Below are 23525 nucleotides of genomic sequence, written 5' to 3'. Positions count from 1 at the left end.
AGTGAGTACGCGGATGCCTTTGTCAGATACAGTAGAAATGTTGCAGGCAATTCTGGGAGCGATTGATGAAGGAATACACGTGGTAGACGCAAACGGAATCACGATTTTTTACAATCACGTAGCCTCCAAGCTCGATGGCCTCACCTCGGAGGAGGTGCTGGGAAAGCCGTTATTAGAGGTATTTCCTTCGCTGGATCGTGAATCCAGTACTTTGCTCCGGGTCATAGACAGCGGCGAATCGATCTATAATCAGCCGCAGGTCTATAAAAACTGGAAAGGCGTCAGGGTGGAAACGATCAATACGACCTTGCCTGTGCGCGTTGGCAAAAGGCTGGTTGGAGCAGTCGAAGTAGCCAAGGATATCGGAAAGCTGAAAGAATTGTCGGAGCGACTGGTCGATTTGCAGGCGAAGATCAGCAAGCCCAAGCGAACCAAGAACCAAAAGGATGGGCTCTCCTTTCACTTTGATGATATTTTGACCTGCAGCGAGCAGATGGATCTGGTGAAAGATCGTGCTCGCAGGGCCGCTCGTACTTCCTCGCCCGTGTTGATTTACGGAGAGACGGGTACTGGTAAGGAATTGTTCGTCCAGTCGATTCACCAAGCGTCGTCACGCAGCAGCAAGCCCTTTATTGCGCAAAACTGTGCGGCGCTCCCTTCGTCGTTATTGGAAAGCCTGTTATTCGGTACAACGAAAGGGAGCTTCACGGGGGCAGATGACAGACCGGGTCTGTTTGAGCTAGCAGATGGAGGGACATTGTTTTTGGATGAGCTGAACAGCATGCCGCTGGATTTACAGGCAAAGCTGCTTCGGGTATTGCAGGATGGGCAGATTCGCAGGATCGGCGGCAGTCAGCAAAGCAAAGTCGACGTTCGTGTGATCGCAGCCGTCAACGAGCCTCCGCAAAAGCTTGTTCAGCAAGGGCTGATGCGTACGGACTTGTACTATCGCATCAACGTGGTATCGTTTGAGCTGCCACCGCTGCGAAATCGCAGGGAAGATATCCATCTATTGTCGAACCATTTTCTCGAGAAATTCAATCAGCAGTTTGGCATGAACGTACGGGCTTTCAGCAGCGAGGTGGATCGTTTGTTTCGTTCCTATTCGTGGCCAGGAAACGTGCGGGAATTGGAGCATGTCGTAGAGGCAGCGATGAACATGGTCGAAGGTACTACGATTGACATGGAGCATTTGCCGCCGCACTTGCTGGAGCGGCCGTTGGGACAAAGCGAGGCGGAGCAGGTCGTCCCGACAAATCTGCTGCAGCCCGGAGCAGGCAGAACTCTCCCGGATCTATTGAAGGAGATAGAGGAGCACGTAATTCAGGATGCCATGAAAACGACGGAGGGAAACGTCCTTCGAGCAGCCAAGCTGCTAGGAATTCCGCGGCAGACCCTGCAATACAAGCTGAATCAACGGGCAAACCCTCTCAATTAACTGCCGAAATTTCGGCATACTAATTAGAGGGGAAGCAGGAGCGCAAAGCACAGCTGGAGGCCGACAAACCGCTCTATTCCTTATTTTCTAAATTTTTTGATTTGATTGGCACGACCCTTGCATCTCTTGTTCAACGAGTGAATGACAATTGCTTCACTATTGACGAGAGGGGATGTAACAAACCATGGCAGTAGTAACGAAGCGCAATTGGCGCGATATTGAGCTCTGGAAAGACGTTACCGACGAACAGTGGAATGACTGGATGTGGCAGCTGACCCACACCATTAAAACCGTAGATGACCTCAAGCTGGTAGTCAATCTGACTCCTGAAGAAGAAGAAGGCGTACGTATTTCCACCCAGACCATCCCATTGAACATCACTCCTTACTACGCCAGCCTGATGGATCCAGATGATCCGAGCGATCCTGTACGCATGCAGTCCGTTCCGCTTTCCTCGGAAATGGTCCGCACCAAATACGACATGGAAGACCCGCTTCACGAAGACGAGGATTCTCCTGTTCCTGGTCTGACTCACCGCTATCCAGACCGCGTCCTGTTTCTGGTAACCAACCAATGCTCGATGTACTGCCGTTACTGTACTCGTCGCCGCTTCTCCGGCCAGATCGGAATGGGCGTGCCAAAGAAACAGCTGGATGCTTGTATTGACTATATTCGTCGTACTCCAGAAATCCGTGACGTTCTTTTGTCCGGTGGAGACGGTCTCTTGATCAACGACCGTGTACTCGAATACATCATCAGCAGCCTGCGTGAAATCGAGCACGTGGAAATCATCCGTATCGGTACTCGTGCGCCTGTGGTATTCCCACAACGCATCACCGAAAACCTGTGCAATATCCTGAAAAAGTATCACCCAGTTTGGCTAAACACACACTTTAACCATCCAAAAGAAATTACACTGGAAGCAAAACAGGCCTGTGAGATGCTAGCGAACGCAGGTGTGCCGCTGGGGAACCAAGCTGTTATTCTGGCTGGTATCAACGATTGCCCCAATACGATGAAAAAACTGATGCAGGATCTGGTGAAAATCCGCGTCCGTCCATACTATATCTATCAATGCGACCTGTCAGAGGGGATCGGCCACTTCCGCGCACCTGTCAGCAAAGGTATCGAGATCATTGAACACCTGCGTGGCCATACCTCTGGCTACGCTGTACCAACCTTCGTAGTCGATGCTCCACACGGCGGCGGTAAAATCCCGGTGAGCCCGAACTACATTATCTCGCAGGCATCCGATAAAGTCGTTCTGCGCAACTTCGAGGGTGTCATTACCTCCTATCCAGAACCAAAGCAATATCATGAGCACGACGAAGAAAACTGCGAATACTGCCAGGCAGCCAAAGGAAAAGCGGTCGGGATCGCGGCGCTTATGCAGGATGAGGCAGACAACCTGGAGCCTACCGATCTGCCACGTAACAAGCGTATCAAGGCGACGAAGGTCAAATCCTTGGCTGATGTGCGCAGTGAGCAAAAAGAGCAAAAGCAGAAGAAAACGGTAGAATCGGATGCTGCTTCAAAAGAAGTATCCGGGAAGTAAGAGATTGCACCTGAAAAAGCAGTCGTCTGGCACGTCCAGGCGACTGTTTTTCTTTTACAGATGAGTATGGGCCCTTCCCAAAGGCTTGACCGAGCCAAGTTTACGAAGGCCCACTTTTTAGTATGGTTGACCGACGATAAGTGTGGTAAGATCATAGCATAATCACAATTGAGCGACCGCTCAGTTTTGTTTTATTTTTCAGAAAAAGAATGCCCTAGAGACTGAATAGTCATTCATTTTCTGAGATGATTCTGATAAAATAAAACAAATAGATAACTCGATCATTGGAGGAGGAGTAGAATCATGCTGGCACTTATTAATCTGATTGCCTTTTTCCTGGTGCTTGCTTATGGACTTTACTTGGCCGGACATGTTGTGTACAGCCGGTATTTGTTCATCAAGCTGGGTAAAAAGCCGGAAGTGAAAGATGACTTTGGCGCACGCATCAATCTGCTGCTGGACAACGTCATTTTTCATAAGAAGCTCTTGAAGGACAAAAAGAGCGGCGTTATGCACGTAGTCATGTTCTACGGCTTTATCATTTTGCAATTCGGTGCGATCGAGCTGGTGATCAAAGGGCTGTCGAAGGGCTTTGAGCTTCCGTTTGGCAGCGCTCACAAGTACTTCAGCCTGATGCAGGAGATCACGACGTTCCTGATTTTGGCTGCAGTTGGCTACGCTTTTTACCGCCGATACATCGAAAAGCTGAAACGCCTGAAACGCGGCTTCAAATCAGGGATTGTGCTGCTGCTGATTTCCTCCCTGATGGCTTCGGTTCTGCTCTCACTCGCATTTGAGCAGATCTGGCTTGGTCATGAGCCTTCTGGTTTTGCTCCGATTTCTTCGGTTCTCGCCAGTCTCTTCTCTGCGATCGGGGTGGGAACGACAGCTAGTGCCGTCCTGTTCTACATTTTCTGGTGGGCGCATTTGATCATTTTGCTCGGCTTTGCAGTTTACGTGCCGCAGTCCAAACACGCACACTTGCTGTTTGCTCCGGTGAACGTCTGGTTTAAAAAGCTGGACCCGCCAGGAAAGCTTTCGAGCATCAATTTTGAAGACGAGACCCAGGAAGTTTTCGGTGTCGGCAAGATCGAGGACTTTACCCAAACACAACTGATCGATCTGTACGCCTGTGTGGAGTGCGGACGTTGTACGAATATGTGTCCAGCATCGGGAACCGGTAAAATGCTGTCCCCGATGGACCTGATTACAAAAATGCGCGACCATCTGACGGAAAAAGGGGCGGCGGTCACATCCCGTACGCCTTGGATGCCAAGCTTTGCATTTGCCAATACCCAAGCGAACCAAATCGCGATGCAAGCATCCGAAGTAGCTGCGACCGCTGAAGGCGCTGCAGCTGCAACAGTCTACGAAAAGAACCTGATTGGAGATGTCATCACGGAGCAGGAGCTGTGGGCTTGTACGACCTGTCGCAACTGTGAAGACCAATGCCCGGTGATGAACGAGCACGTGGAAAAAATTATCGACATGCGCCGTTACCTCGTCATGACAGAAGGCAGCATGCCAGCGGAAGCCCAGCGCGCTTTGAACAACATCGAGCGTCAAGGCAATCCGTGGGGGATCAATCGCAAAGACCGGATGAAATGGATCGAGGGCTTGAATGGAGAGTACGAGGTTCCGACCGTCAAGCAAGTAGAGGAATTCGAGTACCTGTTCTGGGTAGGCTCGATGGGATCGTTCGACCTGCGCAGCCAAAAAATCTCGCAAGCCTTTGTCAAACTGATGCACGAAGCAGGTGTGAAGTTCGCCGTTCTCGGAAACGAGGAGAAAAACTCTGGCGATACCGCGCGCCGCATCGGAAACGAGTTTCTGTTCCAGCAGCTGGCTCAGGAAAATATCGCACTGTTTGAAGGGTATGAAGTAAAGAAGATTGTGACCTGCGATCCGCATGCTTTCAATACGTTTAAAAACGAGTATCCAGAGTTTGGCCTGCAGGCAGAAGTCTACCACCATTCCGAGCTGTTGGCTCAGTGGGTTAAAGAAGGCCGACTAAAACCGACCAAGGAAGTAAACGAGCGTATTACGTATCACGATTCCTGCTATTTGGGTCGTTACAACGAGATTTACGACAAACCGCGCGTCATCCTGGAAGCTATTCCGGGCGTAGAAGTGCTCGAAATGAAGCGCAGTGGCTGCGACAGCATGTGCTGCGGCGCGGGTGGCGGCTTGATGTGGATGGAAGAACATGAAGGCTCCCGCGTGAACGTGACGCGCACCGAGCAGGCGCTGGAAGTCAATCCGACGGCCATCGCGAGTGCGTGCCCGTATTGCCTGACGATGATGAACGACGGTGTGAAAACGAAAGAAAAAGAAGACGAGGTAAAAACGCGTGACGTAGCGGAGATCCTGGCAGACGCTATCTAAATCCGCAAGCCTCAAGGGAGAAAAGCTGTGCTGCTGTCAGTGCAGGCAGCTTTTTTCTTTCTAAATACATTGACTATTGTGGCACCAAACGGCAAAATGAGTATATAAGAAATGAGCGAACGCTCGGTCATATAAAACGAAGTGGAGGGATCGTGCGATGAAAACAGTGATTGTCGGAGCGGCAAGAACCCCTTTTGGAAAGTTTGGCGGAGCATTAAAACCTTTGTCTGCTGTTGAACTAGGGGCAATCGTTATCAAAGAGGCATTGGAGCGCTCTGGTGTATCTGGCGAGCAAGTGGATGAAGTCATCATGGGCATGGTCGTACAGGCTGGAGCGGGTCAGGTTCCTTCTCGTCAGGCAGCGCGCAAAGCGGGATTGCCGTGGGACGTTGCGAGTGAAACCATCAACAAGGTCTGTGCTTCCGGGATGCGTGCTGTCACAATGGGAGATCAGATCATTCGCGCAGGGGACGGAGAGATCATCGTAGCTGGAGGCATGGAGAGCATGAGCAATGCTCCGTATGCCCTTCCAGATGCCCGGTACGGAATGCGCATGGGTGATACAACGGTTCGTGATCTGATGATGTACGACGGTCTCACTTGTCCGTTTGACCAAGTTCCGATGGCAGTTCATGGCAGCAATGTGGCCGATGAATACGACATTACGCGGGAAGCTCAGGATCAGTGGGCATTACGCAGCCAGCAGCGTGCATCTCGAGCAATGGAAAATGGACTCTACGCCGATGAGATTGTAGCTGTCAGCATTCCGCAACGAAAAGGAGATCCTCTCGTTATCAGTAAAGACGAAGGACCTCGACCAGATACAACGTTCGAAGGCTTGGCGAAGCTTCCGCCTGTATATAAAAAGGACGGCACCATTACAGCAGGAAATGCGCCGGGAATCAACGACGGCGCTGCGGCGATGGTTCTCATGTCGGATGCGAAGGCAGCTGAGCTTGGAATCAAGCCGCTTGCAACCATTTTGGGTCACGCTGAGGTAGGAGCGGAGGCGCCGTACATCGCGACCACCCCGGGCCTCGCTATCCAAAAGCTGTTGAAAAAGACCGGAGTGGCTTTAGAAGACATCGATCTGTTTGAAGTAAACGAAGCTTTCGCAGCGGTTACCCTGACGAGCGGCAAAATCGTCGGCTGGGATGAAGAAAAGGTAAACGTCAACGGTGGAGCGATTGCACTCGGTCATCCGATTGGAGCGAGTGGTGCGCGCATCATCATGCATCTTGCTTACGAATTGAAAAGACGAGGCGGTGGCCTTGGCATAGCAGCGATTTGCAGCGGAGCCGCACAAGGTGATGCGGTCCTGATTAAAGTGGAATAGGGAGGCACTTCACATGAACGTACAAACCATCATGGTTATCGGAGCAGGACAAATGGGGAGCGGTATCGCCCAAGTATCGGCACAGGCAGGCTTCCGCGTTTACTTAAACGACATCAAGCAGGAGTTCGTTGAGCGCGGGCTTGCTGCTATTACGAAAAACCTGACGCGCAACGTGGAGAAAGGCTCCATCAGTGAAGAGGAAAAGCAGGCGGTATTGTCCCGTCTTATCCTGTCGACCGATTTGGCAGATGCGAAGGACGCGGACTTTGTGATCGAAGCCGTTACGGAGAACATGGCCATCAAAACACAAATCTTCTCCAAACTGGATGAGGTTTGCCCTCCGCATACGATTTTGGCGAGCAACACTTCTTCGCTGCCCATCACTGAGATCGCTGCAGTAACGAAGCGTCCGGAGAGAGTCATCGGGATGCACTTCATGAACCCGGTCCCTGTGATGAAGCTGGTCGAAATCATTCGCGGCCTGCAAACGGCAGACGAGGTCTACCAGCTGACAGAAGACCTCTCCAAGCAAATGAAAAAAGTGCCGGTCAGCGTCAATGACTTCCCTGGCTTCGTTTCCAATCGCGTGCTGATGCCGATGATCAATGAAGCGATCTATTGCGTGTACGAAGGGGTAGCTACCCCAGAGGCAATTGATGAAGTGATGAAGCTGGGCATGAATCATCCGATGGGGCCGCTGACGCTGGCTGATTTTATCGGGCTGGACACATGTCTCTATATCATGGAAGTGCTGCATGAAGGGTTCGGCGATTCGAAATACCGTCCATGCCCGCTTCTCCGCAAATACGTCAAGGCAGGATGGCTCGGCAAGAAGTCCGGTCGTGGGTTCTACGTTTACAACTGACAGATGATTGAGGCAGAAAGGCAGGACTAGACATGGATCTTCGAATGAAGGAAGAACATGAAATGATGCGGCGAATGGTTCGCGATTTTGCGCAAAAAGAAATCGCACCCTTTGTTCCGGTCATGGAGGAGACGGATCAGTTTCCGCGCCACATTTTGCAAAAGATGGGTGAAATGGGGCTGATGGGGATCCCGATCGCGGAGGAATGGGGCGGAGCCGGTGCGGATTTTCTCTCGTACATTACCGCGATTCATGAGATATCCAAGGTAAGTGCGACAGTAGGCGTTATCTTATCCGTTCATACATCGGTAGGCACCAACCCGATTCTTTATTTCGGAAACGATGAGCAGAAACACAAATACGTCACCAAGCTTGCAGCAGGCAAGTATCTGGGAGCGTTTGCATTGACTGAGCCGCATGCGGGCTCCGATGCGAGCAGTATCCGTACCTCCGCTGTTCGCCAGGGCGACGCGTACATCTTAAATGGTAACAAAGTCTTCATTACCAACGGCGGCGAAGCGGATACGTACATCACATTTGCGGTTACGGATCCGTCGAAAGGAACGAGAGGAATTTCCGCATTTATTGTGGAAAAAGATACTCCAGGATTTACCGTCGGCAAAAAGGAAAAGAAAATGGGGCTGCACGGCTCCTATACGACTGAGCTGGTATTTGACAACGCTCGCGTCCCTGCCGAGAATTTGCTTGGTCAGGAAGGAGAAGGCTTCACCATCGCGATGGCCAACCTTGATACAGGGCGAATCGGAATTGCCGCGCAAGCATTGGGGATAGCGGAAGCAGCCGTGCAATATGCAACGGAGTACGCGAAAGAACGCAAGCAGTTTGGGCAGTCCATCGGCAAGCAGCAGGCAGTTGCTTTCAAGCTGGCTGACATGGCGACCAAGGCGGAAGCAGCAAAGCTTCTGGTATATCAGGCGGCGTCTCTGCGCAGTCAAGGCAAAGCATGCGGCTTGGAAGCATCTATGGCAAAACGCTTCGCAACCGATACGGCGATGGAGCTCGCGATAGAGGCCGTGCAAATCTTCGGTGGATACGGTTACACGCGTGAATATCCGGTAGAGCGACTCTTCCGAGATGCAAAAGTCACGCAGATTTACGAGGGCACCAACGAAATTCAACGCATTGTGATCGCCAAGCATTTGCTTGCTGACTAAATAATGAGGATGTCCGTCGACGCGTTCGATGTCCGGGCTGACCGAAAAGCACACGGGGGAGTGGTAGAAATGAATTTCCAATTGACGGAAGAACATGAAATGCTGCGAAAAATGATACGTGACTTTGCCGAAAACCAGGTGGCTCCTTCGGCAGCGGAACGCGACGAGGAAGAACGCTTTGACCGCTCGATTTTTGAGCAGATGGCTGAGCTGGGCTTGACGGGAATCCCGTGGCCTGAGCAATACGGTGGAGCAGGAGCCGACTACCTGAGCTATGTGATCGCGGTGGAAGAGCTGTCCCGTGTGGACGCATCCATCGGCGTGACGTTGTCTGCACAAGTATCCTTGGCGAGCTGGCCGCTCTACAAATTCGGTACAGAAGAGCAAAAACAGAAATTTTTGCGTCCGCTGGCAGAAGGCAAGAAAATGGGCGCGTATTGCCTGACAGAACCGGGCTCGGGCTCGGACTCGGCAGGTATGCGCACCACGGCTGTCCGCGATGGCGACCACTATATTTTGAACGGCAGCAAAATCTTCATCACGAATGCCGGTGAAGCCGAAATTTACATCGTGTTTGCGGTTACGGAGCCACAGCTTAAGCACAAGGGCATTACCGCCTTTATCGTGGAAAAAGGCATGGACGGCTTCACGATGGGCAAAAAAGAGAAGAAGCTGGGGATTCGTTCCTCGCCAACACTCGCGGTCAACTTCGAGGATGTCCGCGTTCCGGCTGAAAACATGCTGGGCAAAGAGGGCGAGGGCTTCAAGATTGCCATGATGACACTCGATGGCGGACGCAACGGGATTGCCGCACAAGCGTTGGGTATCGCGCAGGGTGCATACGAGCAGGCCCGCAATTATGCAAAAGAACGCAATCAATTCGGCAAGCCGATCGCTTCCTTGCAAGCAATTCAGTTCAAGCTGGCAGATATGGCGACCAAGATCGAGGCATCTCGTTTGCTCACCTACCAAGCAGCATGGCTGGAAGATCAAGGACTGCCGTATGGAAAAGCATCCGCCATGTCCAAAGTATTCGCGGGCGATACAGCTATGGAAGTCACGACCGAAGCGGTTCAAGTATTCGGTGGGTATGGCTACACGCGTGAGTATCCGGTAGAGCGTTTCATGCGCGATGCGAAGATCACGCAGATCTATGAAGGAACGAACGAAATTCAGCGAGTCGTTATCAGCAACTATTTATTGAAAGAATAGGCGAGCCCTAAAGTCTAGGCGCTGATCAGATAACCGATTACCATAAAAGAGTGCATGGGGGCAGGTCTCACCTGCTCCCGCCAATTCTTCTCGCTTCTGTCCGCTTTCTGTAGGTTGGGAAAAGAAAGATTTGGCTTTCTTCGTCTTACTCGCGTATAATGGTTGCGATAAGATACGAAAGACGAGTGTTTTTTGTCTTGACTTTTTTGAAATGTCTGACCAAACGCTCAGTCGGTGGAAAAGGTGGATCGGTCATGTCCGAGAAAAGAAAAACGATTCCTTCATTGGTTAAGGATCCTAAGCTCATTGAGAAGCGCCGCGAACAAATCGTTGAAGCAGCGGTCAACTTGTTCATTCATAAAGGCTTTCATAAAACGACGACGAGAGAGATTGCACGCGCTTCTGGTTTTAGTATTGGTACCTTGTACGAGTACATTGAATCCAAAGAGGACGTGCTGTACCTCGTATGTGATGCGATCCATGCGGAGATGGAGACTCGTCTGCGCGAAGCGATCAACTTTAACGGGTCTGGTTTGAAAATCTTGACCCTCGCACTAAAGAGCTTTATCCGTGTGATGGACCAGATGAGCGACCGTGTTTTGCTCATTTATCAGGAAGCCAAGTCACTGCCAAAAGAAACGCTTCGCTTTGTATTAGGACGTGAAGAAGCGATTGCACAAGTTTTCGTAGAGATCATTCACAAAGGAATTAATGACGGCTCCCTGCGTCTGGATGAAAAACACGTCAAGCTCATGGCGGATAACATCATGGTTCTGGGCGAGATGTGGGTATTCCGTCGCTGGGCTCTGCACAAGCACTATACGCTAGAGGAGTTCACCGAAAAGCAGATAGCATTGTTGCTGCGCGAAATCAGTGTCTCCGACTAAAACTGAATCTCGGGGAGAGTGGAACGATGGAAACAGAAGTTTTTCGTCCGCAAAACAAAGTTCGTTTTGTGACCGCCGCCAGCTTGTACGATGGTCACGATGCCTCGATCAACATCATGCGCCGTATTTTGCAGTCTTCAGGGGTGGAAGTCATCCATTTGGGTCACAACCGTTCTGTTGATGATATAGTTACCGCAGCGATTCAGGAGGATGTGCAAGGGATTGCCATCAGCTCCTATCAGGGCGGTCATGTGGAATATTTCAAGTACATGATTGATTTGTTGAAAGAACGAGGAGCTGAGCATATCCGCGTTTTTGGGGGCGGGGGCGGCGTGATCGTTCCACGCGAGATTCGGGAGTTGGAAGAGTACGGAGTCTGTAAAATCTATTCGCCAGATGATGGCCGCAACTTCGGATTGCAGGGGATGATCAATGACATGATCCGGCAGTCCGATTTTCCGACGGTCAAACAGCTGAACGATGAAGTACAAGCGCTTCGCGATCAAAATCATAAAGCCGTGGCCCGACTCATTTCTGTAGCGGAATATGCCGTTGACCAGCCGGAGTGGGTAGAGCCAATCAAAAACAGCGTACCAGAGCCGCAGGAGATGATCCCGGTGCTGGGGATTACCGGTACAGGGGGAGCAGGGAAAAGCTCGCTGACAGATGAATTGGTTCGACGCTTTATTCGAACGTATACGGACAAGACCGTTGCGATTTTATCTGTCGATCCATCCAAGCAAAAATCGGGTGGAGCGCTATTAGGCGACCGCATCCGTATGAATGCCAACAACACACCTCGTGTGTACATGCGCAGCTTGGCTACCCGCAAATCGGGCATGGAGCTGTCTGCGGCGCTGGAGGATGCGATCCGCGTGGCAAGGGCTGCCCATTTTGACTTGATTATCGTGGAGACGAGTGGGATCGGTCAGGGCGACGCGCAGGTTACGGATGTGTGCGACGTATCCATGTACGTCATGACCAGTGAGTTCGGTGCACCATCGCAGCTGGAAAAAATCGATATGCTCGATTTCGCGGACGTGATTGCCATCAACAAGTTCGAGCGAAAAGGCTCCGAGGATGCCCTTCGTGAGGTGCGAAAGCAATATCGCCGCAACCACCAGCTGTTCGAGCTGCCGGATGAAAAAGTGCCAGTGTACGGAACGATCGCCAGTCAGTTTAACGATCCGGGTACAAACGTCCTGTTTGCGGCACTGATGCACAAAATCGTAGAAAAGACAGGAGTAGACTGGTCGGTTGAGGGATTGGATACGACTCCTGTTAAAATTCATAAAACTTCGTTGATTCCGACAGAGCGGATCAACTACTTGCAAGACATCGCCAATACCGTTCGGAAATACAGTCAATACACGGATGAGCAATCCACCATCGCACGTAAGCTGTTCCAGCTGCAGGGGGCGAAAGAGACGCTCCTGGCTTCAGGGGAAGCTTCGGCACAAGAGGTAGCAGCTGTCTTGGATAAACAGATTGAGCTGTTCGAGGAGAAGCTGCATCCAGAGTGCAAACGAATTCTCGCGCAATGGCCAAAGCTCAAAGCTGCCTATAAGCAGGATCAGTTCGTGACCAAAATCCGCGACAAGGAGCTTGTGACGAAGCTGTTCAGTGAATCGCTGTCCGGTACGCGTATCTCCAAGGTGGCCGTCCCTGAGTACGAGGATTGGGGCGAAATCTTGAAATGGTCCCTGAAAGAAAATGTACCAGGAGAGTTTCCGTACACGGCTGGCGTCTTCCCGTTCAAGCGAGAAGGAGAAGATCCAAAGCGCCAATTTGCGGGAGAAGGGACACCAGAGCGGACCAACAGACGTTTCCACTTCCTTTCGCAAAATGACGAGGCGAAACGGCTCAGTACCGCTTTTGACTCGGTTACTCTTTACGGAGAAGACCCGGATTACCGTCCGGATATCTACGGCAAGATCGGAACGAGCGGTGTGAGCATTTGTACGCTGGATGACATGAAAAAGCTGTATGCAGGCTTTGATCTGTGCGCGCCAAGCACATCTGTGTCGATGACGATAAATGGTCCTGCACCGATGATTTTGGCGATGTTTATGAATACGGCAATCGAACAGCAAATGGAAGCTTTCGTGCAGCGCGAAGGACGTCAGCCAACTGCTGAAGAGAGCGAGCAAATCAAGGCGTACACGCTCTCCACGGTCCGAGGTACCGTACAGGCTGACATTTTGAAGGAAGACCAGGGTCAAAACACCTGCATCTTCTCTACGGAGTTCGCCCTGCGGATGATGGGCGATATCCAGCAGTATTTCATTGATAAAAAGGTGCGGAATTACTATTCCGTGTCGATTTCGGGCTACCATATTGCAGAAGCTGGGGCGAACCCGATTACCCAATTGGCATTCACGCTGGCCAACGGCTTTACGTACGTCGAGTACTATTTGAGCCGCGGCATGAACATCGATGATTTTGCACCGAATCTGTCGTTCTTCTTCTCCAATGGACTCGACCCCGAGTATACCGTGATTGGACGGGTGGCACGACGCATCTGGGCAACTGTTATGAAAAACCGCTATAGCGCAAATGACCGCAGCCAGAAGCTGAAATACCACATCCAGACGTCAGGCCGTTCCTTGCACGCGCAGGAGATGGACTTCAACGATATCCGTACAACCTTGCAGGCGCTGGTTGCAATTTATGACAACTGCAACTCCTTGCACACGAATGCTTACGACGAAGCTATCACGACACCGACAGAAAACTCGGTGCGACGCGCGATGGCTATTCAGATGATCATCAACAAGGAGCTGGGCCTCGCGAAAAACGAAAACCCGTTGCAGGGTGCTTTCATCATCGACGAGCTCACTGATCTGGTCGAGGAAGCCGTTATGCAGGAGTTTGAGCGGATCAGCTCGCGTGGCGGTGTTCTCGGAGCGATGGAGACTCAGTACCAACGGGGCAAAATTCAGGATGAGTCGATGTACTACGAAATGAAAAAACATACGGGTGAACTGCCAATTATCGGGGTCAACACCTTTATCAATCCAAACTCGTCAGAGGAAGACTACGAGATCGAGCTGGCTCGTGCCACAGAAGAAGAAAAGGTACAGCAAATCTTGAATCTGCGTGCCTTCCAGGAAAAGCATCGCGAGCAATCTGGAGCGGCTCTGCGTCGCTTGCAGGAGGTCGCGACTTCTGGAGGTAACATTTTCGAAGAGCTGATGGAAACGGTCAAGGTAGCTTCTCTGGGGCAAATCAGTGCGGCCCTGTATGAAGTAGGGGGACAATACCGCAGAAACATGTAAGAAGGCTTTTTTCTGCAAGAAAGAGCGGCTGGTGATGATCACTGGCCGCTTTTGCTTTCTCCTTTGATCTGCTTTGTCATTACCAGGCGAAAACAGCCCGGTTTTGCCAGGGGAAAACGGGGGCGAATAATATATTTGCCGGCCTGTTTGAAAGCCTTGCATTTTCGTCTAAAATAAGGAATACTGTATGTTAGCCTTCGTATGTTGTACAATCGAAGAATCCGACATTATTGTAGATTTACCTATACAAAGCCGCGCCTCACATTGAAGTGACGGCCGTATGGTATCCCATAGTTTTCAATGGAAAGGACGTGCCCTGAGTGAGTCAATTATTTGCTCATGTTGATTCCGAGAAACTGAGTGAGATGGCATTGGTTGACATTGCCTATGAAATTTTGCGTCAAACCAATCGAACTTACAACTTCCGCGAGCTGATGGATGAACTGGTTGCCGTTCGCAAGATGACGAAGGAACAGCTCATGGCGATCATCGCTCAAGTATACACAGAAATTAATATTGACGGCCGTTTCGTTTGCCTCGGTGACAATATCTGGGGTCTGAAACGCTGGTACCCTACCGACACTGTCGAAGAAACACAAGAGGGCGGCGGAACCAAGAAGAAAAAAGTCATCCTCGACGACGATTTCGACGACTACGATACCGAAGACGACATCGTCGAAGAATTCGAGGAAGACGATGTGGTTATCTTTGAAGACGAAGAAGACTTCGTGGACGAAGATGCAGAGATCGAAGAAGAGGAAATTGATGCTGAAATCGACGAAGAAGAGCTCGATGAAGAAGAAGAGCTGTTCGAGGGCGAGGAAGCAGAAGATGAGGAATTGGAAGACGACGCTGAAGAGGAAGAAGACGAGAAATTATAAGTCCTTGACTTCCGTCTGAGGGACAGATAAAATACTCCTTGGGCTTCACATGAAGAAGGATCAAATATGGGAAACTATAAAACAAAAGTGCCCCTACCCCACTGCTAAACGGGATAGGACTCGCTTTTGTTTTTTCTTTTTTTTGGAGCCGTCTTCATACGATTTATCATCATCTTGAGGATTAGGGAAAGAGGGGACGTAAACGATGACGAAGTATATTTTTGTGACAGGCGGGGTCGTATCCTCGTTGGGAAAAGGGATTACAGCGGCGTCTCTGGGCCGACTCCTGAAGAATAGGGGACTGAAGGTTACCATCCAGAAGTTTGACCCATACATTAACGTGGACCCGGGTACCATGAGTCCATATCAGCACGGGGAAGTATTCGTTACGGATGACGGAGCAGAAACCGACCTGGACCTGGGGCACTACGAGCGCTTTATCGACATCAACCTGAGCTCCAACTCCAATGTAACGACCGGTAAAATTTACTCTTCCGTAATCGCCAAAGAGCGCCGTGGCGACTATCTGGGTGGAACCGTACAGGTAATCCCGCACATCACGAACGAAATTAAAGAGCGCGTATTCCGTGCCGGTCGTGAAACAGGAGCGGACGTGGTCATCACGGAGATCGGTGGAACCGTGGGCGACATCGAGAGCTTGCCTTTCCTGGAAGCAATCCGTCAAATCAAAAGCGATATTGGCCGCGAGAATGTCATGTACATTCACGTAACACTTGTTCCTTACATCAAGGCAGCAGGTGAAATGAAAACAAAGCCAACCCAACACAGTGTAAAAGAGCTGCGCAGCCTGGGGATCCAGCCAACCGTCATCGTTACACGTACAGAGCAACCGATGACCCAGGAAATGAAAGACAAGCTGGCTCTGTTCTGTGATATCGATAAAAACGCAGTTGTGGAATGTATCGATGCAGAAACGCTGTATGACGTGCCATTGCAATTGCAGGCACAAGGCCTCGACGATTACGTTTGCCGCCATCTTGGCTTGACTTGTCAGGAAGCAGATATGACGGAGTGGAAACAGCTCGTAGGCAAAATCAAGAACCTGTCCAAAACTACTCGCATCGCGATTGTTGGTAAATATGTGGAGCTGCACGACGCTTATCTGTCTGTTGCAGAGGCGCTTTATCATGGCGGATATGCCATTGACTCCAAAATCGACATCAAATGGGTAAGCGCAGAAGAAGTCACCTTGCAAAACGTCAGCGAATTGCTGGGTGATGTAGATGGTGTCCTCGTACCAGGCGGTTTCGGTGATCGTGGTATCGAAGGAAAAATCATCGCGACGCGCTACGCTCGTGAAAATAAAGTACCATTCCTGGGAATTTGCCTGGGTATGCAGATCGCCGTTATTGAATTTGCCCGTCACGTTGCTGGCATGGATCTGGCCAACAGCTCCGAAATCAATCCGGAAACGCCATATCCAGTTATCGATCTCTTGCCAGAGCAAAAAGAAATCGAGGACAAAGGCGGCACCATGCGTTTGGGTGTAGGTCCAACGAAGGTTGAAGAAGGCAGCTTGACCGAGCAGGCATACGGCAGCACGGTGGTATATGAGCGCCATCGCCACCGCTATGAAGTGAACAACGAATACCGTCCTCAACTGGCCGAATTGGGTCTGCGTTTCGCAGGTACGACGCCGGATGGAAGACTGGTTGAAATCGTGGAAGTTCCTGAGCATCCTTGGTTCGTAGCTACGCAGTTCCACCCAGAGTTTACGTCCCGTCCAAATCGTCCGCAGCCATTGTTCCGTGACTTTGTCAAAGCTGCGCTGACCAACCAAAAATAATCGTTTTCGATAAAAAAGCACCTGCGAAGGAAAAATCGCAGGTGCTTTTTGCTGGAAAAGCATATTTATTTAATGAAAAAGCGGAGTGATCCAGGCTACCCAGTAAGCAGCAGGAATCAGCAGGACCTGAGCAAGCAAGGTTCCAAAAAAACGACTAATCATCAGCCACATGTACATATCGCGAATGGACTCCAGCGAGGACTTGCCTTGCATGGCTTTTTCCGTCATGAGGGCTACCTGCGGATCGACCAGAATCGTCATGAAAATGGTGGCGAACCCGTTGATCAGGCCAGAGGACATCAGGACGGTCGCTTTGTAGTCGGGTACGAGCAATGTAGCGTATAAAACAGACAGGATGCTGCTCGTGTAAATGCCTGTTCCCAGGCAATTGAGAAGTAACAGCCGGTTGGGAACTCCCTTGATCTGAAAGCGTGCGAGGACATTCAAAGTCGGGACCCTGACGTGATGCCGTACGCTCCGCAAACTGTCGATGGTAACGGCCGTGCGAAGCATTTGGGGAATGGAGCCAGCGAGCTCCAGCCGGGCAATCACCCGTTTGGATAGCTGGGCGGCAGTGGGAAAAAGCAGAATCGAGAAACAAGTCCCAAGAGAAGCGGCGGCGACGATCAGGTGCAGCTTGAGACTTGGATCGGTATGGGTGAGAGCCGCTTCGTCAATCAACCCTCCGGTAAAAGGGCCCTGAATCAGATTGGATGTACGAGACAGCAGCAAAATAATTCCGACGAGTGACAGAGCTACGGCGAGTCTCCCCGACTGTACGCCAGCAAAGCGCACGGCGTAGGACAATGTCTCTGTGGTATGGATTATAAATGTCAAAAGGCATATCAGCAAAACAGCGTCCATTTTGTTCTCGGCTCCTCACTAAGTGGGAAAAATAGTATTCCTATTATACTCGATAGCTCGAGGGCAGGAAAATTTCAACGAGATTCAGGAAGGAGTTTCCTAAATTTAGGCGAACTAATGTCGTTAAGGAAAAGGCATAGGTCAGGGGGGGAATAATCAGATGTTGGACAAGCATGATAAGAAAGTATTGGTAGTCGACGATCAGTACGGAATCCGCATCTTGTTATACGAAGTATTGGGTAAGGAAGGTTACAAGACATTTCAGGCAGCTAACGGAAAAATGGCGCTGGAGATTGTAGAAAAGGAGTCTCCTGATCTGGTAATTCTCGATATGAAGATTCCGGGTATGGATGGAATCGAGATTTTGAAGCACATCAAAAAAATCAACCAAGATATTAAGGTCATTATGATGACTGCGTACGGTGAGTTGGACATGATAAAGGAAGCGACCCAGCTGGGTGCATTGACGCACTTTACCAAGCCGTTTGATATCGACGAATTGCGCATGGCGGTACATCAGCAATTAGCATGTTAGTCCCGGTTGTATCCCAGACATGCGTACCTGTTAACAAGCCAGTGACTGTGGTATAATAAGCCACAGTATTGAAGTTTGCTAGAGGAGGATTTACGAAAATGCCACTCGTACCTATGACCGCTTTTACCGAAGACGTCAAAAAGCATAAATACGCCGTCGGACAATTCAACCTGAACAACCTGGAGTTCACTCAAGCAATTACCGAAGCAGCGATGGAAGAAAAATCGCCTGTGATTTTCGGTGTGTCTGAGGGGGCTCTTAAATACATGGGCATTGATTACACCGTAGCCATCGCAAAAGTGGCGGCGGAGCGTGCCGGTGTCCCCGTTGCATTGCACCTTGACCACGGTAGCAACTTTGACATGGTTATGAAGTGCATTCGTGCAGGATTCTCTTCTGTTATGTTTGATGGTTCCCACCACTCTTTTGAAGACAATCTCCGCCTGACGAAACAAGTTGTCGAGGCTGCTCACGCTGTAGGCGTTTCTGTAGAAGGCGAGCTCGGCACTATCGGCGGGGTAGAAGACGACCTGTCTGTGGATGAGGAAGACGCTACTCTGGCAAATCCTGAGGAAGCAATCCGCTTCTGGGAAGAGACCAAAGTAGACTATGTAGCGATCGCTGTAGGTACTGCTCACGGCATGTACAAAGGCGTTCCGAAAATCCGCTACGACATCATTGAAAAAGTAGCAAGCAACATCGGCGCACCAATCGTACTGCACGGTGGTTCTGGCGTTCCGGATGAAGCGATTGTGAAATCCATCAGCCTGGGCGTTGGTAAAATCAATGTGAACACAGAGTCTCAAGTAGCATGCACCGAAACGGTACGCAAGGTGCTCGCTGCCAAACCGAACGAGATTGACCCGCGCAAATATCTGGGCCCTGCTCGCGACGCGATCAAGGAAGTAGTTAAAGGAAAAATGCGCTTGTTCGGCAGTAGCAACCGCGCGTAACCAAGGAGGATAACCATGCGTTTTCTGATAGATACAGCAAACGTTGATGAAATTCGTGAGATTCACGAGTGGGGCGTACTTGCAGGCGTAACCACCAACCCTTCCCTGGTTGCCAAGGAAGGCAGAGATTTCATCGACACGTTGAAAGAAATTATCGACATTGTAGATGGTCCGATCAGTGCTGAGGTCATCAGCACCGATGCGAAGGGCATGATCGAAGAAGGCGAAAAGCTGGCTTCCCTGTCGAAGAATATCGTGATCAAAATCCCGATGACGGCAGAAGGCTTGAAGGCAGCGAAGTACTTTGCGAAAAAGAAAATTAAAACCAATGTGACGCTGGTATTTTCCGCGAACCAGGCACTGCTGGCTGCACGTGCAGGAGCGAGCTACGTTTCTCCGTTCCTGGGACGTCTGGACGATATTGGTCAGGACGGCATGACGCTGATTGACGATATCGCTGAGATTTTCTCCGTACATGGGATTGAAACAGAAATCATCGCAGCGTCGGTTCGCCACCCTGTTCATGTGACGGAAGCGGCAAAACGCGGAGCGCATTTCGCTACCATCCCAGCAAAAGTATTTAAGCAAATCATTGGCCACCCTCTGACAGACAGCGGTTTGGAAAAATTCCTCGCTGACTGGGCAAGCATGCAAAAATAAGATCGGACGTTACAGTTTCGAGCACCTTTTCCACTGGGGAAGGTGCTTCTTTCCCGATTACGCCTGAGGAGAGCAGAGCATGGATAAGCTAATCATCAATGGTGGGAAACCGCTCGCGGGGACGGTAACCATCAGCGGAGCAAAAAACAGCGCGGTAGCCTTGATTCCGGCAGCGCTTCTGGCAGATGGGCCAGTCGTCATCGAAAACTTGCCCCGTATTCAGGACGTGGACATTTATTTTGAGCTCCTGCAGGAAATGGGAGCCGATGTATTGTTTGAAGAAGACTGGATGGAAGTAGACGGTCGGGCGATGAAGCTTATGCTGATGCCTAACGGCCGCATCAAAAAACTGCGAGCCTCCTACTATTTGTGGGGCGCTTTGCTGGCCAAGTTTGGAGAGGCACAAGTAGGCTTGCCGGGTGGCTGTGATCTGGGTCCGCGTCCGGTTGATTTGCATATCAAAGGCTTTGAAGCGATGGGCGCCCAAGTGGAAAACAAGAACGGCGTCATGACGATCAAAGCAAAAAATGGCCGACTCCAAGGCGCGAGGATCTACCTTGACCTTGTCAGTGTCGGCGCTACTATTAACATCATGCTCGCTGCTGCCAAAGCAGACGGCGTGACCATTATTGAAAATGCAGCCCGTGAGCCGGAGATTGTCGATGTAGCCACCCTGTTGAACAACATGGGAGCCAATATCAAAGGTGCCGGGACTGACATGATCCGCATTCAGGGTGTAGAATTCCTGCGTGGCTGTCGCCATACGATCATCCCTGACCGGATCGAAGCAGGTACGTATATGATTGCAGCCGCTGCGACAAACGGCAATGTTCTGGTGGAGAATGTCATCCCCAAGCATTTGGAGTCCGTGACAGCCAAGCTGCGTGAAATAGGAGCGGAAGTAGTGGAAATGGACGATTGCATTCAAGTGATCGGCCAAAAGGGCTACCGTTCCATTGATGTGAAAACAAGTCCTTATCCAGGATTCCCGACAGATCTGCAACAGCCGATCACGACCCTTTTGACGATGGCAAAAGGCTCCAGCATCGTCACCGACAACATTTACAGCTCCCGTTTTCGTCATGTTGACGAGCTGAGACGCATGGGGGCAAATTTGAAGGTAGAGGGCAGATCCGCCGTGATAGAAGGTGGAAGCAGCCTGAACGGTGCTAAGGTAGTTGCCTCTGATCTGCGGGCGGGAGCTGCTTTGTTCATCGCTGGCCTTGCGACGAATGGCGTAACCGAGCTGGAAGGATTGGAACATATTGATCGTGGATATGAAAATTTGGTAGGAAAGTTGCAAACACTAGGAGCCGATGTACAAAGAGTAGGCTTGCATCGCTCGGAAAATCATCAACGCTAAATAGATCAACCAGGAGAGGAGTCTTCCAGAATGGAACGCAGCTTAACACTTGAACTGGTACGTGTGACCGAGGCAGCAGCATTGGCATCCGCTAGTTGGATGGGACTCGGTAAAAAAGATGAGGCTGACGATGCAGCAACAACGGCCATGAGAAAAGAGTTTGAAAAGGTACCGATGGACGGAATCGTCGTCATCGGTGAAGGGGAAATGGACGAAGCGCCGATGCTCTACATTGGGGAGCGTTTGGGTCAGGGTGTAGCTCCTGCTGTCGATGTGGCCGTTGATCCGCTGGAGGGAACCAATATCCTCGCAAAAGGTACGTGGGGGGCTATTTCTGTTATTGCCATTGCGGACCGCGGCAATCTGCTGCATGCTCCTGATATGTACATGGAGAAAATAGCAGTAGGACCAAAAGCAGTAGGCAAAATTGATATCAATGCACCGATTCGCGACAACCTGAAAGCTGTTGCCCAAGCACAGGGGAAAGATATCAGCGATTTGGTAGCGATCGTGCTCGACCGGGAACGCCATCAACAGATTATTCACGAAATCCGCGAGGCAGGTGCCCGCATCCGCCTTATTTCAGACGGGGATGTGGCTGCTGCGATCAATACAGCTTTCCCTGATACAGGCGTAGATATCATGTTCGGTTCCGGTGGTGCGCCTGAGGGAGTGCTGGCTGCTGTCGCTCTGAAATGCTTGGGCGGAGAAATCCAAGGAAAGCTGTTGCCGCAAAGCCAGGAGGAAATCGAGCGCTGTATGAAAATGGGCCTGCAGAACCCGCATCAAGTTCTTTTCATGAACGACTTGGTGAAAGGTGACGATGCCATTTTTGCAGCAACTGGTGTTACCGATGGGGAGCTGCTGAAGGGTGTGCGTTTCCAAGGTACTCGTGCAACGACGAATTCGGTGGTTATGCGTGCAAAAACGGGAACCGTCCGTTTTATCGAAGGCAACCATCGTTTGGAAAGAAAGCCGACGCTGTAATAGATGCTCCAATGAGTAGAAAGAGTAAATAAAGAGTGGTGGATGTATGTTAATTTCTGAACTAGAAGAAAAGAAGCTGACCGATCTCTACAAGCTGGCCAAAGAGTATCACATTCCTTACTATTCGCAGTTAAAGAAGAAGGAATTGATCTTCGCTATATTGCGTGCCAGAGCGGAGAAAGACGGTCTCATGTTTATGGAGGGCGTGCTGGATATCCTGCCGGAAGGGTATGGCTTCCTGCGCCCGATCAACTATCTCCCTAGCTCCGAGGACATCTACATCTCCCAATCGCAGATCAGACGCTTTGATCTGCGGATGGGAGACGTAGTATCGGGTAAGGCGCGACCGCCGAAAGAGAACGAACGATATTTCGGCCTCTTGCAAGTAGAAGCAGTCAATGGAGAAGACCCCGAAACAGCTGCAGAGCGTTTGCATTTCCCCGCTTTGACGCCGTTGTATCCTCAAACCAAGCTTGTCCTGGAAACCTCACCTGAGCGTGTTTCCACCCGCCTGATGGACCTCCTCTCCCCTGTTGGATTGGGTCAGCGTGGACTTATCGTGGCTCCACCAAAAGCAGGGAAAACCATGCTGCTAAAGGAAATCGCTAACAGCATCACGGAGAGTCGCCCTGATATTCATTTGTTTGTGCTGCTCATCGATGAGCGTCCCGAAGAAGTAACAGACATGCAGCGCTCCGTCAAAGGTGAAGTCGTAGCGTCTACTTTTGACGAATTGCCTGAAAATCATATCAAAGTGGCTGAGCTGGTATTGGAACGTGCAAAACGTCTGGTCGAGCATAAAAAGGACGTTGTCATTTTGCTTGATTCCATCACGCGTTTGGCTCGGGCCTACAACCTGGTTATTCCTCCAAGCGGCAGGACGCTTTCCGGTGGTATTGATCCGGCAGCTTTTCATCGTCCCAAGCGCTTCTTCGGTTCGGCACGCAACATTGAGGAAGGCGGCAGCCTGACGATCCTGGCGACTGCGCTGGTAGAAACCGGATCGCGGATGGACGATGTCATTTACGAGGAATTTAAAGGAACAGGAAACATGGAGCTTCATTTGGACAGGAAGCTGGCAGAGCGTCGTATTTTCCCGGCGATCGACATTCGTCGTTCCGGTACACGGCGTGAAGAGCTGCTGCTATCCAAGGAAGAGCTGGACAAGTTGTGGATGATCCGCAAGAACATGAACGAGACAAACGAGTTTGTTGATTCGTTTATCAAAAAGCTCGCGGATACGAAAACCAACGATGAATTTTTGCAAACGCTTGAATCCAAGCAAGGACGCGGAAAAGCAGCTAATACGACGGTGAGTTCTTCATGACTCACCGTCATTTTTTT

General features: G+C 50.7%; 18 protein-coding genes. 17 read left to right on the top strand and 1 reads right to left on the bottom strand.

What is annotated here, in order from left to right; genetic code table 11:
* Positions 1-13 precede the first annotated feature (13 nt).
* From EDM55_RS16315 to pyrG, 11 genes are all read left to right on the top strand, one after another.
* The gene (locus EDM55_RS16315) at positions 14-1438 is read left to right on the top strand and encodes a sigma-54 interaction domain-containing protein (protein ID WP_092268314.1); all 1425 of its coding nucleotides are present in this window, start codon (positions 14-16) and stop codon (positions 1436-1438) included.
* Positions 1439-1622: 184 nt separating this feature from the next.
* Positions 1623-2993 carry a lysine 2,3-aminomutase gene (gene kamA, locus EDM55_RS16310; RefSeq protein WP_122960793.1) on the top strand — a complete coding sequence of 457 codons (1371 nt, stop codon included), beginning with the start codon at positions 1623-1625 and terminating at the stop codon, positions 2991-2993.
* A 303-nt stretch (positions 2994-3296) separates the two neighbouring features.
* Positions 3297-5378, top strand: coding sequence for a (Fe-S)-binding protein (locus EDM55_RS16305; protein WP_092268312.1), 2082 nt, complete (start codon positions 3297-3299; stop codon positions 5376-5378).
* Positions 5379-5535: 157 nt separating this feature from the next.
* Positions 5536-6714: an acetyl-CoA C-acetyltransferase gene (gene mmgA, locus EDM55_RS16300; protein ID WP_092268311.1), complete on the top strand. Its 1179-nt coding sequence runs from the start codon at positions 5536-5538 to the stop codon at positions 6712-6714.
* A gap of 13 nt (positions 6715-6727) precedes the next feature.
* Positions 6728-7579, top strand: coding sequence for a 3-hydroxybutyryl-CoA dehydrogenase (locus EDM55_RS16295; protein WP_122960792.1), 852 nt, complete (start codon positions 6728-6730; stop codon positions 7577-7579).
* Positions 7580-7611: 32 nt separating this feature from the next.
* The gene (locus tag EDM55_RS16290; RefSeq protein WP_092268309.1) at positions 7612-8754 is read left to right on the top strand and encodes an acyl-CoA dehydrogenase; all 1143 of its coding nucleotides are present in this window, start codon (positions 7612-7614) and stop codon (positions 8752-8754) included.
* A gap of 69 nt (positions 8755-8823) precedes the next feature.
* Positions 8824-9966, top strand: a complete 1143-nt coding sequence (locus tag EDM55_RS16285; RefSeq protein WP_092268454.1) for an acyl-CoA dehydrogenase — start codon at positions 8824-8826, stop codon at positions 9964-9966.
* 254 nt (positions 9967-10220) lie between these two features.
* Positions 10221-10853 (top strand): TetR/AcrR family transcriptional regulator, encoded by a 633-nt coding sequence (locus tag EDM55_RS16280; RefSeq protein WP_092268308.1) that lies wholly within the window; start codon positions 10221-10223, stop codon positions 10851-10853.
* A gap of 26 nt (positions 10854-10879) precedes the next feature.
* Positions 10880-14131: a fused isobutyryl-CoA mutase/GTPase IcmF gene (gene icmF, locus EDM55_RS16275; protein ID WP_122960791.1), complete on the top strand. Its 3252-nt coding sequence runs from the start codon at positions 10880-10882 to the stop codon at positions 14129-14131.
* Positions 14132-14451: 320 nt separating this feature from the next.
* A complete protein-coding gene (rpoE, locus tag EDM55_RS16270; protein ID WP_092268306.1) occupies positions 14452-15012 on the top strand; it encodes a DNA-directed RNA polymerase subunit delta in 561 nt (186 codons plus the stop codon).
* Between the two features lie 205 nt (positions 15013-15217).
* Positions 15218-16819 carry a CTP synthase gene (pyrG, locus tag EDM55_RS16265; RefSeq protein ID WP_092268305.1) on the top strand — a complete coding sequence of 534 codons (1602 nt, stop codon included), beginning with the start codon at positions 15218-15220 and terminating at the stop codon, positions 16817-16819.
* A 69-nt stretch (positions 16820-16888) separates the two neighbouring features.
* Here the strand turns inward: pyrG and EDM55_RS16260 are convergent, their stop codons facing one another.
* Entirely contained in the window at positions 16889-17683 is a 795-nt protein-coding gene (locus tag EDM55_RS16260) for a lipid II flippase Amj family protein (RefSeq protein ID WP_122960790.1), read from the bottom strand.
* A 160-nt stretch (positions 17684-17843) separates the two neighbouring features.
* Between EDM55_RS16260 and EDM55_RS16255 the strand changes: the two genes are divergently transcribed.
* From EDM55_RS16255 to rho, 6 genes are all read left to right on the top strand, one after another.
* Entirely contained in the window at positions 17844-18218 is a 375-nt protein-coding gene (locus tag EDM55_RS16255; RefSeq protein ID WP_049740841.1) for a response regulator, read from the top strand.
* A gap of 98 nt (positions 18219-18316) precedes the next feature.
* On the top strand, positions 18317-19171 hold the full coding sequence (gene fba / locus EDM55_RS16250) for a class II fructose-1,6-bisphosphate aldolase (RefSeq protein WP_092268303.1): 855 nt from the start codon (positions 18317-18319) through the stop codon (positions 19169-19171).
* 15 nt (positions 19172-19186) lie between these two features.
* Positions 19187-19831 carry a fructose-6-phosphate aldolase gene (gene fsa, locus EDM55_RS16245; protein WP_092268302.1) on the top strand — a complete coding sequence of 215 codons (645 nt, stop codon included), beginning with the start codon at positions 19187-19189 and terminating at the stop codon, positions 19829-19831.
* Between the two features lie 79 nt (positions 19832-19910).
* A complete protein-coding gene (gene murA, locus EDM55_RS16240) occupies positions 19911-21194 on the top strand; it encodes a UDP-N-acetylglucosamine 1-carboxyvinyltransferase (RefSeq protein ID WP_092268301.1) in 1284 nt (427 codons plus the stop codon).
* A 30-nt stretch (positions 21195-21224) separates the two neighbouring features.
* Positions 21225-22181, top strand: coding sequence for a class II fructose-bisphosphatase (gene glpX, locus EDM55_RS16235; RefSeq protein ID WP_092268300.1), 957 nt, complete (start codon positions 21225-21227; stop codon positions 22179-22181).
* A gap of 46 nt (positions 22182-22227) precedes the next feature.
* Positions 22228-23508: a transcription termination factor Rho gene (rho, locus tag EDM55_RS16230; protein ID WP_092268299.1), complete on the top strand. Its 1281-nt coding sequence runs from the start codon at positions 22228-22230 to the stop codon at positions 23506-23508.
* The last annotated feature ends 17 nt before the right edge of the window (positions 23509-23525 follow it).

The organism is Brevibacillus centrosporus (genome assembly GCF_003710815.1).
GTDB classification, from domain to species: domain Bacteria; phylum Bacillota; class Bacilli; order Brevibacillales; family Brevibacillaceae; genus Brevibacillus; species Brevibacillus centrosporus.
The sequence above is the reverse complement of the archived record's forward strand: the minus strand, read 5'-3'. Positions and strand labels throughout refer to the sequence as shown.